This is a genomic window from Streptomyces sp. NL15-2K, from assembly GCF_030551255.1.
Classification (GTDB): Bacteria; Actinomycetota; Actinomycetes; order Streptomycetales; family Streptomycetaceae; genus Streptomyces.
Map to the genome: position 1 here is coordinate 2,739,823 of NZ_CP130630.1, position 14,553 is coordinate 2,754,375.

Genomic DNA, 14,553 nt, shown 5'->3' on the forward strand with positions numbered 1-14,553 from the left:
CGGACCCGCAACAGGCCTGGTCAGTGCCGCGCACCCGCTGTAGAACTTTCCCCCAAGGCCCCACCGGGCCCGAACGGGCATCGTGAGCCCCTGAGGCGAACGAGCCATGAGGAAGCGCAGCACGGAAGCGGGTGACGGCCATGACCCCCAGAACGGCGGAAGAACGTCAGCGGGAGATCGTGCGGGTCGCGCGGGACACCGGCTCGGTCGACGTCACCGCGCTCGCCACCGAACTGGGCGTGGCGAAGGAGACGGTACGACGGGATCTGCGCGCCCTGGAGGACCACGGCCTGGTCCGCCGCACCCATGGCGGCGCCTACCCCGTGGAGAGCGCCGGCTTCGAGACGACGCTTGCCTTCCGCGCCACCAGCCACGTCCCCGAGAAGCGCCGGATCGCGGCCGCGGCCGCCGAGCTGCTCGGGGACGCCGAGACCGTCTTCGTCGACGAGGGCTTCACCCCGCAGCTCATCGCCGAGGCGCTGCCCCAGCACCGGCCGCTGACCGTGGTCACCGCGTCCCTGCCGGTCGCGGGTACGCTGGCCGAAGCCGACGGCATCTCGGTCCTGCTGCTCGGTGGCCGGGTCCGCTCCGGCACACTGGCGACGGTCGACCACTGGACGACGAAGATGCTGGCCGGCTTCGTCGTCGACCTGGCTTACATCGGCGCCAACGGCATCTCCCGCGAGCACGGCCTGACCACCCCCGACCCCGCGGTCAGCGAGGTCAAGGCGCAGGCCATCCGGGCCGCGCGCCGCACGGTGTTCGCGGGCGTGCACACCAAGTTCGGAGCGGTCAGCTTCTGCCGGTTCGCCGAGGTCGGCGCGCTGGAGGCGATCGTGACAAGCACGCTGCTTCCGACCGCCGAGGCCCATCGCTACTCGCTGCTGGGACCCCAGGTCATCCGCGTCTAAAACCACTCACCCCGTTCATACGGCACCCTGCGCCGGACGGCACCCCTTATCTCCCCATACGTCTATCCCCAGACGCCTATCCCCATACGTCCATCTCCTCTCAGGTTTCTCCCCTCACGTACCTCCCCTCACGTCCAGGAGCGATCCATGCGAACCCAGAGCCGACGACGGCCTCCGCGAGCCACGCTCGCCATGGCCGCCGCAGGGACGCTGCTCGCCCCGCTCCTCTCCGGCTGCTGGGTCGGAGCGGGCGGGGCCGGATCGGGCGGCAATTCGATCAACGTCCTGATGGTCAACAACCCCCAGATGACAGAGCTGCAAAAGCTCGCCCCCCGCTTCACCGAAGAGACCGGCATCAAGGTCAACTTCACCGTCCTGCCCGAGAACGACGTCCGCGACAAGATCAGCCAGGACTTCGCCAACCAGGCCGGCCAGTACGACGTGGCCACCCTGTCCAACTACGAGATACCGATCTACGCCCGCAACGGCTGGCTGGAGGAGATGAACCCCTACGTCGCCAAGGACCCGGCGTACGACGAACAGGACGTCCTGGGGCCGATGCGCCAGTCCCTGACCGGCGACGACGGCAAGCTCTACGGCCAGCCCTTCTACGGCGAGTCCTCCTTCCTGATGTACCGCAAGGACGTGTTCGCGAAGAAGGGCCTGACCATGCCCGCCCGCCCCACCTGGACCCAGGTGGCCGACCTCGCCGCGAAGGTGGACGGCGCCGAGCCGGGCATGAAGGGCATCTGCCTGCGCGGTCTGCCGGGCTGGGGCGAGGTGATGGCCCCGCTCACAACGGTCGTGAACACCTTCGGCGGCACCTGGTTCGACAAGGACTGGAAGGCACAGCTCGACTCCCCCGCCTTCGAGAAGGCGACGAAGTTCTACGTCGGCCTGGTCCGCGAGCACGGCGAGTCCGGCGCCGCCCAGTCCGGGTTCGCCGAGTGCCTGAACAACATGACCCAGGGCAAGGTCGCCATGTGGTACGACGCCACCTCCGCGGCCGGTTCCCTGGAGGCGGCGGGCTCCCCGGTCAAGGGCAAGCTCGGCTACGCCCCCGCACCCGTCGAGCAGACTAAATCCTCCGGCTGGCTCTACACCTGGGCCTGGGGCATCCAGAAGGCGTCCCGCAACCCGGACAAGGCCTGGAAGTTCGTCTCCTGGGCCTCCAGCAAGCAGTACGAGCAGCTGGTCGGCGACGAGATCGGCTGGTCGAACGTGCCGGCCGGCAAGCGCGCCTCGACGTACACGAACCCCGCCTACGTCAAAGAGGCCGCCGCCTTCCAGGAGATGACCAAGCAGGCCATCGAGGGCGCCAAGCCCAACGACCCCGGGGTACAGCCGCGCCCCGCGCCCGGCATCCAGTTCGTCGGCATCCCCGAGTTCACCGATCTCGGCACCAAGGTCTCCCAGGAGATCAGCGCGGCCATCGCCGGACGCCAGTCCGTCGACTCGGCCCTGAAGAAGTCCCAGCAGCTCGCCGAGCGGATCTCCGAGGAGTACGAGGGACGATGACCGCGACGACAACGGCCCCCGTGGCCACCACTCCCGTACCCACCGTGAAGCAGCCCCCCGCCCGGCTGCGCGCGTGGGCGACCCGGGCCCCCCTGCTGCCCGCCCTGATCTTCATGGTCGTGGTCACCCAGCTCCCGTTCGTGGCCACGCTGGTGATCTCCTTCTTCGACTGGAACGCCCTCTACCCCGACGCCCGCCACTTCACCGGCCTCGAGAACTACCGCCAGGTGCTGACCGACGCGGACCTGCGCCAGTCCGTGTGGACGACGGTCCTGCTGACGGCCGCGGTGGTCCTGGCCAGCCTGGTCCTGGGCCTCGCCCTGGCGCTGCTCCTCGACCGGAAGTTCCGTGGCCGGGGCGTGGTCCGCACGCTCCTCATCGCCCCCTTCCTCGTGGTCCCCGTAGCGGCGGCACTGCTCTGGAAGCATGTGCTCTACAACCCCGAGTACGGCCTGTTCAATGGGTTGCTGCACTATGTGGGCGGCCCACAGCCGGACTGGATCTCCAACACCCCGCTGCTCGCGGTCGAGGCGTCCCTCGTCTGGCAGTGGACGCCCTTCATGATGCTGATCCTGCTGGCGGGCCTGCAGAGCCGCGACCAGCAGCAGATGGAGGCCGCGCGGGTGGACGGCGCGAGCGACTGGCAGATCTTCCGCTATCTGACGCTCCCGCACCTGCGCCGCTATCTGGAACTGGGCGCCCTGCTGGGTTCGATCTACATCGTCCAGAACTTCGACGCGGTCTTCACGATCACATCCGGCGGCCTGGGCACGGCGAACCTCCCCTACACCGTCTACCAGAGCTTCTACCAGGCCCACGAGAACGGCCTCGCCTCGGCCGCCGGCGTCCTGGTGGTCATCGGCTCGATCATCATCGCGACCTTCGCCCTGCGCGTGGTGTCGTCCCTGTTCCGCGAGGAGGTGTCCCGGGCATGAGCGCCATCGCCGTACAGAATCGCGTGCGCGGCCGTCGTAAGGGAGCGGGCCTGGGCCTGGTGGCCTGGCTGGCGGGAATCGTGTTCTTCCTGCCCATCGCCTGGATGGCCCTGACCTCCTTCCACTCGGAGCAGGACGCGGCGACCAACCCGCCGTCCTTCACCGCCGCCCTGACCCTGGACGGCTACCGCGAGTTCTTCGGCACGGGCGGCGGCGCGAGCCCCTGGCCGGCGCTGATCAACTCGGCGGTGGCCTCGGTGGCGTCGACGCTCTTCGTGCTGCTGCTGGCCCTCCCGGCGGCCTACGCACTGTCGATCCGCCCGGTGAAGAAATGGACGGACGTCCTGTTCTTCTTCCTGTCGACGAAGATGCTCCCCGCGGTGGCCGGCCTGCTGCCGATCTATCTCTTCGCCAAGAACACCGACATGCTGGACAACATCTGGCTGCTGGTCATCCTCTACACCTCCATGAACCTGCCGATCGCGGTGTGGATGATGCAGTCCTTCCTGGCCGAGGTCCCCGTGGCGATCATCGAGGCGGCACGCGTGGACGGCGCACGCCTGCCGACTATCCTCGCGCGGGTGGTGGCCCCCATCGCCCTCCCCGGCATCGCCGCCACAGCCCTGATCTGCTTCATCTTCAGCTGGAACGAACTGCTCTTCGCGAGGGTGCTGACCGGTGTGGTGGCGGAAACAGCCCCCGTCTTCCTGACCGGCTTCATCACCAGCCAGGGCCTGTTCCTGGCGAAGGTGTGCGCCGCGTCGCTCGTCATCTCCCTGCCGGTGCTCGCCGCGGGGTTCGCCGCCCAGGACAAACTCGTCCAGGGCCTGTCGTTGGGAGCCGTGAAATGAAGGCTGCCGTCATCGAGTCCGTGGGCAGGGCCGTCGTCGCCGAGGTCCCGGACCCGACGCCAGGACCGCGCGAGGTCGTCGTCGAGGTGGCAGCCTGCGGCCTGTGCGGGACGGATCTGCACATCCTGCAGGGCGAGTTCGCCCCGAAGCTGCCGATCGTGCCCGGCCACGAGTTCGCGGGCGAGGTGGTCGGCGTCGGCACCCAGGTCACGGAGCTGTCGGTGGGCGACCGGGTCGCGGTGGACCCGTCGCTGTACTGCTACGAGTGCCGCTACTGCCGTACGGGCCACAACAACCTCTGCGAACGCTGGGCGGCGATCGGCGTCAGCACGGCGGGCGGCGCGGCGCAGTACGCCGTGGCCCCGGTCGCGAACTGCGTGAAGCTGCCGGAGCACGTCCGCACGCAGGACGCGGCGCTGGTGGAACCGCTGTCCTGCGCGGTACGCGGCTACGACGTGCTGCGGTCACGCCTGGGCGCGCACGTCCTGATCTACGGCTCCGGGACGATGGGCCTGATGATGCTGGAGCTGGCCAAGCGGACGGGGGCGGCGAGCGTGGACGTGGTGGACGTCAACCCCTCCCGCCTGGAGACGGCCCACAGGCTGGGCGTCTCGGCCACGGCGGCGAACGCGGACGAGCTGGACCGCCCGCAGGGCTGGGACGTCGTGGTCGACGCGACGGGCAACGCGGCGGCGATCCAGGACGGGCTGGAGCGGGTGGCGAAGGCGGGCACGTTCCTGCAGTTCGGAGTCGCCGACTACGCGACCCGGGTCACGATCGACCCCTACCGCATCTACAACCAGGAGATCACCATCACGGGCTCCATGGCGGTCCTGCACAGCTTCGAGCGAGCGGCGGAACTGTTCGCGAACGGCGTCCTCGACCCCGGGGTCTTCATCAGCGACCGCATCCCGCTGGAGCGGTACCCGGAGGCGCTGGAGCAGTTCGCGGCGGGGGTGGGCCGGAAGATCGTGGTGGTGCCGTAAGGGGTGGCGCCCCGCCAGGTGGCCCCGCCAGGTGACACTCGCCCCGGGTGGTCCACCTCTCGAGGTACCGAGTCGGGTGGTGGGTGGGCATAGGCCCGGGGGTCCAGGGGGCGGAGCCCCCTGGCGGGGTCGAAGGGGCGGAGCCCCCTGGCGGGGTCGAAGGGGCGGAGCCCCTGGTGATGGGACGGGTAGGGGCGGCGGGGGCGAAAAACCCCTGGGCCCCCCATCACCAACCCTCTACGATCCCCGACATGCCCCGCCCCCAGGGATTCTCATACGTCGAGCGGCCCGACGGCACCGTGACGATCACGCACCACGGCCGCCCCGCCGGAACCCTCCGCGGCCCCCGAGCCACCCAGTTCCTCACGGAGGTGGAATCCGGCGACCCACAGCTCGTCATGGCCCGCTGGACCGGAAACTACAAGCGCGGCAACGAACGCACCGCCCGCACCCACCCCCGCAACAGCCACTGACCGGAACCGACCCGATTGGCCGTCGGGTAAGGGAACGGTAAAACGCCCTCGCTCGTTCAACCGGGCATGACAGCTATGACCCCCGGCTCGAACATCCCTCTCCCCGCCGCCCGCGTGACGGTGGACGTCACCGCCCCCGTGCGGCTCGACGTATCGGGCCTGCTGCTCACCGCCGACGGCAAGGTGCGCTCCGACGACGACTTCATCTTCTACAACCAGCCCGCCGGCCCCGGCGTGACGTACCGCTCGGGCGGCGGCACGTCCCCCGACGCGATCACGGTGGACACCTCCGCCGTCCCCCCGGGCATCGAGAAGATCGTGGTCACCGCGAGCCCCGACGCCGCGGGCCAGACGTTCCAGGGCATCGAACCCACGGCCACCATCCGCAACGCGGACGACAACAGCGTCCTGGCCACCTTCACGCCCCCGCAGCTCGGCACCGAGACGGCCCTGGTGATCGTGGAGGTCTACCTCCGCAACGGCGCCTGGAAGGCCCGCGCGGTCGGTCAGGGCTACGCCAACGGCCTCGCGGGCATCGCCACCGACTTCGGCGTCTCCGTCGAGGAGCCGGCCCCCGCCGCCCCGGCGCAGCCGGTCGCCGCTCCCCCGCCCACCCTGCAGACCCCGGTGGCCCCGCCGGCCCCGCCGATGGACCCCCGTGTCGCGGCGCCCCCGGCACCCGCCGCTCCCGCGGCCCCGCCCGCCCCCGCGCCCGGCACCGGGAAGATCAACCTCGACAAGGGCCGGGTCAGCCTCCAGAAGAACCAGACCGTCTCCCTGGTCAAGGGCGGCCGCCCGCTGCTCTCCCAGGTCAAGATGGGCCTCGGCTGGGAGCCGGCGTTCCGCGGCAAGGACATCGACCTGGACGCCTCGGTCATCGCCTACGGCCCGCAGCGCAACCACATCGACAGCTGCTACTTCGGCAAGCTGTCCATCGTGAACGGCGCGATCAAGCACTCCGGCGACAACCTCACCGGCGAGGGCGGCGGCGACGACGAGGTGATCGTGGTCGACCTCGGTCGCCTCCCGCAGGACGTCACCGGCCTGGTCTTCACCGTCAACTCCTTCTCCGGCCAGAAGTTCACCGAGGTCGCCAAGGCCTACTGCCGCCTCCTGGACGCCGCGACCGGCGAGGAGCTCGTCCGCTTCGACCTCACCAACGCCGAGGCGCAGACGGGCGTGATGATGGCCAAGTTGATCAAGCAGTTCTCCGGTGAGTGGGAGATGACGGCGATGGGCGACTTCGTGAAGTCGCGCACCGTGCGGGGGATGGTGAAGCCGGCCGCCCAGGCGCTGTAACCAGAGCTCCAGCCCTCAAGAAAAGCACTACTGGGCCGGCTGCTGGACGTGCACCCTGCCGAGGAAGTCCCGCACCAGGGCGACGACCTCCTCCAGGTGGGTCTCCAGCAGCCAGTGGCCGCCGTCGAGCAGGTGCAGTTCGGCGTCCGGAAGGTCGCGCAGGTAGGCGCGTGCGGCACCCTCGGGCATATAGCCGTCCTGAGGCCCCCAGGCGATCAGTGTCTCAGGGCGATGCTCCCGCAGGTACCGCTGGTACTTCGGGAACCAGTCGAGGTTCTCCCGCAGGCCCTCCATCAGCCCGACCATGATCTCGCGGCGCCGCGGGGAGGCCAGCAGCGGCCAGGACAGCTTCCACAGGTCGGGGCTGATCCGATCGACGAGCCGCTCGTCGATCTCGCCGACGAACTCGTCGCGCAGCCCCTCCTCGGTCACGGCCTCCAGCAGCCGTGCCCGCCCGTCGGGCGTCGGATGGTCCCAGTACTCCTTGAGCGGCTTGTACTTCGGGCCGAGCTCGTCCTCGTAGATGTCCCCGTTCTGGATGACGAGGGCCGCGACCCGCTCCGGTGCGCGCATCGCCAGCCGCAGCCCGATCTGGGAGCCGTAGTCGTGCAGGTAGAGGGCATACCGCCGGAGCGTCAGCGCGTCGGTGAACCGCTCCAGGAAGTCGGCGTACCCGTCGAAGGTGTACGAGAAGTCGGCCGGGTCGGGGGTGTCGCTGTAGCCGAAGCCGGGGAAGTCGGGCGCGACGAGCCGCCACCGGTCGGCGAGAGCCGGCATGAGGGCGCGGAACTGGAACGAGGAGGACGGATAGCCGTGCGGGAGCAGGACGACGGGGGCGTCCGGGGGGCCGGCCTCACGGTAGAAGACGCGGATTCCGTCGATGTCCGTGTACCGGTGTGCCGTCCTGCGGGCGGGGTTGACGATCGTTCTCGCCTCCTGTGCTGGTCGGACACGGGAGGAGGCGGGGTACCCGCCGAGGCCCTGACGAAACCGGAGGGGCCGGCGCCGGGCCCGCGGTCGGGATCCTCGCCGATGCGGACCACGAGAGCCCGGGCACCACGAGAGCCCGGGCACACGGACGACAGGCCCGCCGGGCGACAATCCCTCAAGGCCTAAGGCCGCAACCCCTCCGTGAGCAACGCCAGGTACCGGCGGATGCGCGTCCCCTCCCCGTCCGCCAGCTCCGACGCCGTCGCCACCCCGTGGGCCAGGCGCAGGACGTCGATCGGGTCGACGTCCCGCCGTAGCGTCCCCTCCCGCTGTGCCGCCCCGACCAGCCGCGCCGCCGCGTTCTTGACGCAGTCGCCGCAGGCGGTGACCACGGCCGGGCTGCCGTCCGTGACGGCGGACCCGAGCAGGGTCTTCAGCCCGCGGACCTGGATCATGCCGGCGCTGAGTTCGTTCAGCCACTCCACGAGCGCCTCGCCTGGCGGCAGTCGCGCGGCGATGTCGTCGGCCCGTGCCGCGAGCGCCTCGATCCGGTCGAGGTACGCCGCCTCCAGCAGCGCCTGCCGCGTCGGGAAGTGCCGGTAGAGCGTGCCGGAGCCGACCCCCGCCCGCTTGGCGATGTCGTCGAGGGACGCGTTCTCCCCGTGCTCGGCGAACGCCTCGGCCGCCACCTCCAGCAACCGCTCGTGGTTGCGACGGGCGTCCGCCCGCATGGGCCTGACCTGCGCCATCCAGATACTCCTCGCGGACCGGGGACCCTCTCCGAATCCTACAGCGCATCAAAAGGGCCCATACCGGCCCGCATCGGCCTGTGTGATCACATCTTGGTCGCCCCTGCCGCGAGGTCTCGCAGGAAGTGCCGCGCGCCGATCAGGAAGACGACGATCAACGGGATGACGCTCATCAGGGCGCCTGCCATCACGAGGGCGTAGTCGGAGTTGTACAGGGTGTTGAGGTTCGCCAGGGCGACCTGGAGGGTGACCTTGTCCGGGTTGATCATGACGACCAGCGGCCAGATGTAGTCGTTCCAGAGGCCGATGAACGTGAAGATGCCGAGGAAGGCGAGGGCAGGCCGGAACAGCGGCAACGCCACCGTCCAGTACAGCCGGAAGAAGCCGGCGCCGTCGATCCGCCCGGCGTCCAGCAGTTCGTCGGGCAGCGAGTTCTGGGCGTACTGACGCATCCAGAAGATGCCGAAGGCGTTGGCCGCGCTGGGAATGATCAGTGCCTTCAGCGAACCGGCCCAGCCGAACTCGGCCATGGTGACGAACTGCGGCACCAGCGACAGTTGCGCGGGAATCATGTACGTGACCAGGAGCATGCCGAACAGGTACCTCTTGCCCGGGAACTCGTACTTGGCGAAGGCGAACGCGGCCAGCGAGTCGAAGAACAGCACCAGCGCGGTCCCGAGCACGGCCACGACGATGGTGTTGAACAGGGAGCCGAAGAAGTCGATGGTGTCGAGCACCCGCCGCATGTTGTCAAGGAGATGCGGGCCCGGCACGAGCTTGGGCGGGTAGCGGAAGATGTCCTCGGTGGTGCCGGAGGCCATCACCACCAGCCAGTAGAACGGGAACAGCGAGACCAGCACGCCCAGGAGCAGCGCCACCCGGACGCAGATCCGGGTGAGCCTGCTGCCGGAGCCGATGGCGAGGCCCGCGCTGCCGGTCGTCCTGTTGCCGGTCGTCCTGTCAGCGGCCATTGCGGGCCCCCTTGCGTCGCAGCAGACCGGCGATGCCGGGTCGGCGGTCGTCGCGGTCGGACCCGGAGACCAGCCGCCAGTTGATGATCGTGAAGATCGCGATGATCGCGAAGAGGAGCCAGCCCATCGCGGCCCCGTAGCCGAACTGGTGCTCCTTGAAGGCCTTCTGCCACAGGTAGAGCACGATGGTCATCCCTTCCTGACCCGGTCCGCCCGTGGTTCCGACGTCGGTCGACTGGAAGAGCACCTGGGACTCGGTGAAGATCTGCAGGCCGTTGATGGTGGAGGTGATGGCGGCGAAGAGGATCACCGGGCGCAGCTGCGGCACGATGACCCGGAAGAGGGTCTGCCAGCTGTTCGCGCCGTCGACGCGGGCGGCCTCGAAGTGCTCGGTGGGGATGGCCTGGAGGCCCGCGAGGAAGATCAGGGCGTTGTAGCCGATCCACCGCCAGATGATCATGATGGAGACGGACGACTTGATGCCCCACTCGGAGGACAGCCAGCCGATGCCGTCCAGACCGACGGCCCTGAGCACCGAGTTGGCCAGGCCCGCCTGCGCGAAGACCGAGCCGAAGACGATGGTCATGGCGACCATCGAGGTGACGTTGGGGATGAAGTACGCGACCCGGTAAGCGCCGGTGAACCGGACCTGCGAGTGCAGCAGGAACGCGAGCACCAGGGCGAGGAAGAGCATCGGCACCGTGGACAGGAACCAGATCTCGAAGGTGTTGAGCACCGAGTGCCAGAACACGGAGTCCTGGAGCAGCCAGCCGTACTGCTTGAGGCCGACGAAGCGCATGTCGCCGATGCCGTCCCAGTCCTGGAAGGACAGGTAGAGGGAGTAGAGCACCGGGAAGGTGCCGAAGACGGCGAACAGCACGTAGAACGGGGAGATCGCGAGGAGGGGTGGGATATGGCGTCTGCGTCCGCCCGGGGCGGTGGACGGGGTACGGCGGGCAGGGCGCCGCTTGTCGGCGGTCGGCGCGCCCGCCGGGTCGAGAACCGTGGCCATGTCAGCTCACCCCCAGCCGGGACAGCGTGGTCTCGGCGGTGTTCACCGCGTCCCGCCAGGCCCTGTCGGGGTTCTTGCCGAGCATTTCCACGTTGGTCAGCTCCTGGAAGAACGGGGTGTTGGCGGTCTCCTCGTAGGGGCTGAAGTAGACGACCGGGGCCTTCTGGGCGGCCGGGCCGAAGACATCGATGGGCTGCTGACCGCCGAAGAAGGGGTCGGACGTGTGCATCGCGGGGTCGGCGTAGGCGGCCGGAGTGGTGGGGAACAGGGCCATCTCCTGGTAGCTCTTGAGCTGGTTCGCCGGGCTGAGCAGCCACTTCAGGAAGGCGAAGGCCGCCTCCGGGTCCCGGCAGTAGCGGGTCAGGGTCATGTACGAGCCGCCGTAGTTGGCCGGGCCGTCCGGCATGGTGGTCAGCCGCCAGGACCCGGAGGTCTTCGGCGCGGAGTCCTTCAAGGCGTTGATGGCCCACACCGCCGTCGTCATCGTGGTGACCCGGCTTCCGCTCATGGCCGCGTTGTAGTCGGACGTCCCGTCCGTGATCCTGGCGCTGAGCCGCTGCCGGAGGATCTCCACGGAGATGTCCCAGGCGCGTCGGACGTGGCGCCGGCCGCCGATGAAGCGGTTGTCCGCGTCCACGAACTGCTGGGGGCTCTGGAGCAGGACCTGCTGGAAGACGTTGCCGATGTTGCTCACCAGGTACGGCTTGCCGGGCCCCTTCGCGCGCAGTGTCCGCCCGGCGGCGATGAACTTCTCCCAGGTGGGGATCGCCTCGGCGACGTCCTGCGGTTCGTAGGCCAGTCCGGCCTTCCGGAAGAGGTCCCTGCGGTAGTAGAGCGCGGTGGGGCCGGCGTCGAGGGGGAAGCCGATCATCCGGCCCGACGGAGTGAAGCAGCTCTTCCACTTCCAGTCGAGGTACCTGCCGCGGACCGATTCCGCGCCGAGCTCCCTGAGGTCCAGGAACTCGTTCTCGTCGGGGAAGAAGGTGGCGAGGTTGTCGGAGTTCGCGACCGTGATGTCCGGCACGTAGGCGCGGGCGGCGAGGCTGGTGCGCACCTTGGAGTCGATGTCGCCGTCGGGGATCTGCGAGCCCCGCACCTTCGTCCCCGGCACACCGGGAACGCCACGCTTGGCGGTGGCGAGCAGCTTGTCGCTCAGCGCGCCCTTCCAGTACCAGAGACTGAGGTGGTCGGTGCCCGCGGAGGCCGAGCCGCTGGGGGCGCCGCATCCCGACAGGCCCACGAGCGCGGCGCCCGCACCCCCCAGGGAGGCCCCCAGAAACCGTCTGCGGGACATCGTTCGGTGTTCCATGGGCGCGCACTCACTTTCCGGGCACGGCTCGGCCGGGGCAGGGCGTCGGCGCGTGCCCGTTCATGGGGGGGGAGGTTGGACAACGATGTCGGCCAGTGGTCCCGGGCTCGGGCCGACAGCGTCTTTGGGGGTCCGTGAGCGTTCACGTGAACGTTGCCGTCGAGTATCGGGGCGGCCGAAAACCAGTGTCAAGGGACGTACATCGGCAATGTACTGACACTTCCTCAGCGGTGCCGGCGAGGTCAGGCCGAGGCCCGCACCACCAGCTCCGGGATCACCCACGCGTCCGCGCCGCTCAGCGGCTCCTCGCCCGCGCGCAGCCGGGCCACCTGCTCGACGGCCAGCCGACCCAGCTGCCGTTTGTCAAGGTGCAGAGTGGTCAGGGCGGGCTCCACCAGCTCGCCCAGCGAGAGTCCGTCGAAGCCCATGACCGCGAGATCGTCGGGCACCCTCCGGCCACGGCGCCGGGCGGCGCGTATCGCACCTACCGCGATCAGGTCGTTGAAGCCGAACACCGCCGTCATCTCGGGCCGGGCGTCCAGGAGTCGCTCCATGCCCGCCTCGCCGCCCGCGACGCTGTGCTCGGGGCACCACACGATCCAGCCGTCGTCGACAGGCAGACCGTGCCGCCGGGCCTCGGCCAGGAAGGCCTCCCGCCGAGGACCGATGGATGCCGGCCGGTCCCCGTCCAGCATGCCGATCCTGCGGTGCCCGGCGCGAACCAGATGGGCGATGCCCTGCTCCAGACCGGCGGCGGCGTCGATGCCCACGGCCGCGAACCGGGTCTGCTGCGGGCCGCGCTCCAACAGCACCAGCGGTACGCCACCGAGGTGCCGGGCGAGGACGTCGTCCTCGTTCTTGAAGTAGCCCACGACCGCGTCCGCCTGATGGGACAGCACATCGAGCGCCTCCCGCTCCCGGACGTCGTCGGTGCGGGAGTCCCACACCACCACCTGCCACCCACGCTGCTCGGCGGCCTCCAGCACACCGGCGGCCACCTCGGGGAAGAACGGGTTCATCAGATCCGGGATCACCAGTCCGGCCGTCACCGCCCCCTTGCGGACGAGGCCCCGCGCGAACCGGCTCGGCCGGTAGTCCAGCAGGCGGGCCACCTCGAGCACGCGCTCCTTCGTGGCCGGATCGATCTCGCCCTTGTCGTTGACCGCCCGGGAGACCGTCTGGCGCGACACTCCCGCCAACCGGGCGACGTCGTGAATGGTGGCCCGGCGGCGGGGGCCGTCAGGCAGGTCGATACGCGGCTCCCGCCGCTGGTCGTCGGCCCACACGCTGTGCACTGTATCCGGCCACGCGGCAGGGTACGCCGGACAGGCCCAGGGCCTGCCCGGCGGATCAGGTCGCAGGAAAGCGGCGGCGCCTCATCGACGCAGGTGAGCGGGGCCTGGTGCGTCGAGCTGCAAGGCGGAGGAGGGCGTCGACGCGATGGGGGTCCCCCCGCGCGAGGTTGTTCGAGCGTGGGGGAGTCGGCAACCGACGACACGCCGCAGATCGGCGTGCCAGGCCCCGCGTCTGCGGCATGATCCGCCGGGCAGGACCCCAGGGCCTGCCCGGCTGACAGGCCCTAGAACAGCGCGCTGTAGGCGTTGAGTGCCGGCTGGCCGCCCAGGTGGGCGTACAGCACCGTCGAGTCCCGACCGATCTCCCCGCGCCCCACCAGATCGATCATCCCGGCCATCGACTTCCCCTCGTAGACGGGATCGGTGACCATGCCCTCGGTGCGGGCAGCGAGCCGCATGGCCTCCAGCGTGGTCTCGTCCGGGATGCCGTACGTCCCCGCGTGATACCGCTCATCGAGCTCGACGTCCGCTTCCGTCAACTGTCCCTTGACGCCGATGAGTTTGCCGGTGTTGTGCGCGATCCGCGCGATCTGCGCCCGGGTGCGGGCGGGCTCCGCCGACGCGTCGATGCCGATCACGCGCCGCGTCCGCCCGCCCGCCTCCTCCAGTGCACGGAACCCGGCGACCATGCCGGCCTGCGTCGACCCGGTCACCGAGCACACCACCACGGTGTCGAAGAAGACGCCCGACTCCCGCTCCTGCTCGGCCACTTCATGGGCCCACCCGGCGAAGCCGAGACCGCCGAGCGGATGGTCGGAGGCGCCGGCGGGAATGGCGTACGGCTTCCCGCCCGATTCCTCGACCTCCCTGAGCGCCTGCTCCCAGCTCTCCTTGAACCCGATCCCGAAGCCGGCCCGCACCAGCCGTACGTCGGCTCCGGCGAGCCGGCTGATCAGGATGTTGCCGACCTTGTCGTACACGGCGTCGGGCCACTCCACCCAGCTCTCCTGTACGAGCACGCACTTGAGCCCGGCACGGGCGGCGCAGGCGGCGACCTGCCGAGTGTGGTTCGACTGCACGCCGCCGATCGACACGAGCGTGTCGCAGCCCTTCGCGAGCGCGTCGGCGACCAGGTACTCCAGCTTGCGCGTCTTGTTCCCGCCGTACGCGACACCGGAGTTGCAGTCCTCGCGCTTGGCCCAGAGGGCGGCACCGCCGAGGTGCGCGGTGAGCCGCTCCAACGGGTGCACGGGCGACGGCCCGAAGAGGAGGGGGTAACGGTCGTACGAGGAAAGGGACATGGGTCCTCCCGGG

The 14,553-nt window shown here is 69.8% G+C and carries 14 protein-coding genes; 7 read left to right on the plus strand and 7 right to left on the minus strand.

Features of this window, described 5'->3' with window-relative positions; translation table 11 throughout:
* The first annotated feature begins 140 nt into the window (after positions 1 to 140).
* The 7 genes from Q4V64_RS11840 (at position 141) to Q4V64_RS11870 (ending at position 6,973) form a co-directional block, all read left to right on the plus strand.
* On the plus strand, positions 141 to 911 hold the full coding sequence (locus Q4V64_RS11840) for a DeoR/GlpR family DNA-binding transcription regulator (protein WP_124443183.1): 771 nt from the start codon (positions 141 to 143) through the stop codon (positions 909 to 911).
* A 147-nt stretch (positions 912 to 1,058) separates the two neighbouring features.
* A complete protein-coding gene (locus tag Q4V64_RS11845; RefSeq protein WP_124443182.1) occupies positions 1,059 to 2,429 on the plus strand; it encodes a sugar ABC transporter substrate-binding protein in 1,371 nt (456 codons plus the stop codon).
* Positions 2,426 to 3,364, plus strand: a complete 939-nt coding sequence (locus Q4V64_RS11850) for a sugar ABC transporter permease (protein ID WP_124443181.1) — start codon at positions 2,426 to 2,428, stop codon at positions 3,362 to 3,364. Before Q4V64_RS11845 ends, Q4V64_RS11850 begins: the two co-directional genes overlap by 4 nt.
* Positions 3,361 to 4,215, plus strand: coding sequence for a carbohydrate ABC transporter permease (locus Q4V64_RS11855; protein WP_124443180.1), 855 nt, complete (start codon positions 3,361 to 3,363; stop codon positions 4,213 to 4,215). Before Q4V64_RS11850 ends, Q4V64_RS11855 begins: the two co-directional genes overlap by 4 nt.
* The gene (locus Q4V64_RS11860; RefSeq protein ID WP_124443179.1) at positions 4,212 to 5,201 is read left to right on the plus strand and encodes a zinc-dependent alcohol dehydrogenase family protein; all 990 of its coding nucleotides are present in this window, start codon (positions 4,212 to 4,214) and stop codon (positions 5,199 to 5,201) included. Before Q4V64_RS11855 ends, Q4V64_RS11860 begins: the two co-directional genes overlap by 4 nt.
* 251 nt (positions 5,202 to 5,452) lie before the next feature.
* Positions 5,453 to 5,674, plus strand: coding sequence for a hypothetical protein (locus Q4V64_RS11865; RefSeq protein ID WP_124443178.1), 222 nt, complete (start codon positions 5,453 to 5,455; stop codon positions 5,672 to 5,674).
* Between the two features lie 75 nt (positions 5,675 to 5,749).
* Positions 5,750 to 6,973, plus strand: a complete 1,224-nt coding sequence (locus tag Q4V64_RS11870; protein WP_172629445.1) for a TerD family protein — start codon at positions 5,750 to 5,752, stop codon at positions 6,971 to 6,973.
* Between the two features lie 27 nt (positions 6,974 to 7,000).
* Here Q4V64_RS11870 and Q4V64_RS11875 read toward each other — a convergent pair whose 3' ends face one another.
* The 7 genes from Q4V64_RS11875 to Q4V64_RS11905 form a co-directional block, all read right to left on the minus strand.
* On the minus strand, positions 7,001 to 8,047 hold the full coding sequence (locus Q4V64_RS11875) for an alpha/beta hydrolase (protein WP_216377673.1): 1,047 nt from the start codon (positions 8,045 to 8,047) through the stop codon (positions 7,001 to 7,003).
* Between the two features lie 38 nt (positions 8,048 to 8,085).
* The gene (locus Q4V64_RS11880) at positions 8,086 to 8,652 is read right to left on the minus strand and encodes a TetR/AcrR family transcriptional regulator (protein ID WP_124443176.1); all 567 of its coding nucleotides are present in this window, start codon (positions 8,650 to 8,652) and stop codon (positions 8,086 to 8,088) included.
* An 86-nt stretch (positions 8,653 to 8,738) separates the two neighbouring features.
* Positions 8,739 to 9,623, minus strand: a complete 885-nt coding sequence (locus tag Q4V64_RS11885; RefSeq protein WP_124443175.1) for a carbohydrate ABC transporter permease — start codon at positions 9,621 to 9,623, stop codon at positions 8,739 to 8,741.
* Positions 9,613 to 10,635, minus strand: coding sequence for a sugar ABC transporter permease (locus Q4V64_RS11890; protein ID WP_124443174.1), 1,023 nt, complete (start codon positions 10,633 to 10,635; stop codon positions 9,613 to 9,615). Before Q4V64_RS11890 ends, Q4V64_RS11885 begins: the two co-directional genes overlap by 11 nt.
* Before the next feature lies 1 nt (position 10,636).
* Entirely contained in the window at positions 10,637 to 11,929 is a 1,293-nt protein-coding gene (locus Q4V64_RS11895; protein WP_124443173.1) for an extracellular solute-binding protein, read from the minus strand.
* Positions 11,930 to 12,186: 257 nt separating this feature from the next.
* Complete coding sequence (locus Q4V64_RS11900; protein WP_124443172.1) at positions 12,187 to 13,230, minus strand: LacI family DNA-binding transcriptional regulator; 1,044 nt, start codon at positions 13,228 to 13,230, stop codon at positions 12,187 to 12,189.
* 293 nt (positions 13,231 to 13,523) lie between these two features.
* Entirely contained in the window at positions 13,524 to 14,540 is a 1,017-nt protein-coding gene (locus Q4V64_RS11905) for a 1-aminocyclopropane-1-carboxylate deaminase (RefSeq protein WP_124443171.1), read from the minus strand.
* Between the last annotated feature and the right edge of the window lie 13 nt (positions 14,541 to 14,553).

Coding starts and splice junctions, on each gene's coding strand:
- Q4V64_RS11840 (WP_124443183.1), top strand. CDS start 141: ATGACCCCCAGAACGGCGGAAGAACGTCAGCGGGAGATCGTGCGGGTC.
- Q4V64_RS11845 (WP_124443182.1), top strand. CDS start 1,059: ATGCGAACCCAGAGCCGACGACGGCCTCCGCGAGCCACGCTCGCCATG.
- Q4V64_RS11850 (WP_124443181.1), top strand. CDS start 2,426: ATGACCGCGACGACAACGGCCCCCGTGGCCACCACTCCCGTACCCACC.
- Q4V64_RS11855 (WP_124443180.1), top strand. CDS start 3,361: ATGAGCGCCATCGCCGTACAGAATCGCGTGCGCGGCCGTCGTAAGGGA.
- Q4V64_RS11860 (WP_124443179.1), top strand. CDS start 4,212: ATGAAGGCTGCCGTCATCGAGTCCGTGGGCAGGGCCGTCGTCGCCGAG.
- Q4V64_RS11865 (WP_124443178.1), top strand. CDS start 5,453: ATGCCCCGCCCCCAGGGATTCTCATACGTCGAGCGGCCCGACGGCACC.
- Q4V64_RS11870 (WP_172629445.1), top strand. CDS start 5,750: ATGACCCCCGGCTCGAACATCCCTCTCCCCGCCGCCCGCGTGACGGTG.
- Q4V64_RS11880 (WP_124443176.1), bottom strand. CDS start 8,652: ATGGCGCAGGTCAGGCCCATGCGGGCGGACGCCCGTCGCAACCACGAG.
- Q4V64_RS11885 (WP_124443175.1), bottom strand. CDS start 9,623: ATGGCCGCTGACAGGACGACCGGCAACAGGACGACCGGCAGCGCGGGC.
- Q4V64_RS11890 (WP_124443174.1), bottom strand. CDS start 10,635: ATGGCCACGGTTCTCGACCCGGCGGGCGCGCCGACCGCCGACAAGCGG.
- Q4V64_RS11895 (WP_124443173.1), bottom strand. CDS start 11,929: ATGTCCCGCAGACGGTTTCTGGGGGCCTCCCTGGGGGGTGCGGGCGCC.
- Q4V64_RS11905 (WP_124443171.1), bottom strand. CDS start 14,540: ATGTCCCTTTCCTCGTACGACCGTTACCCCCTCCTCTTCGGGCCGTCG.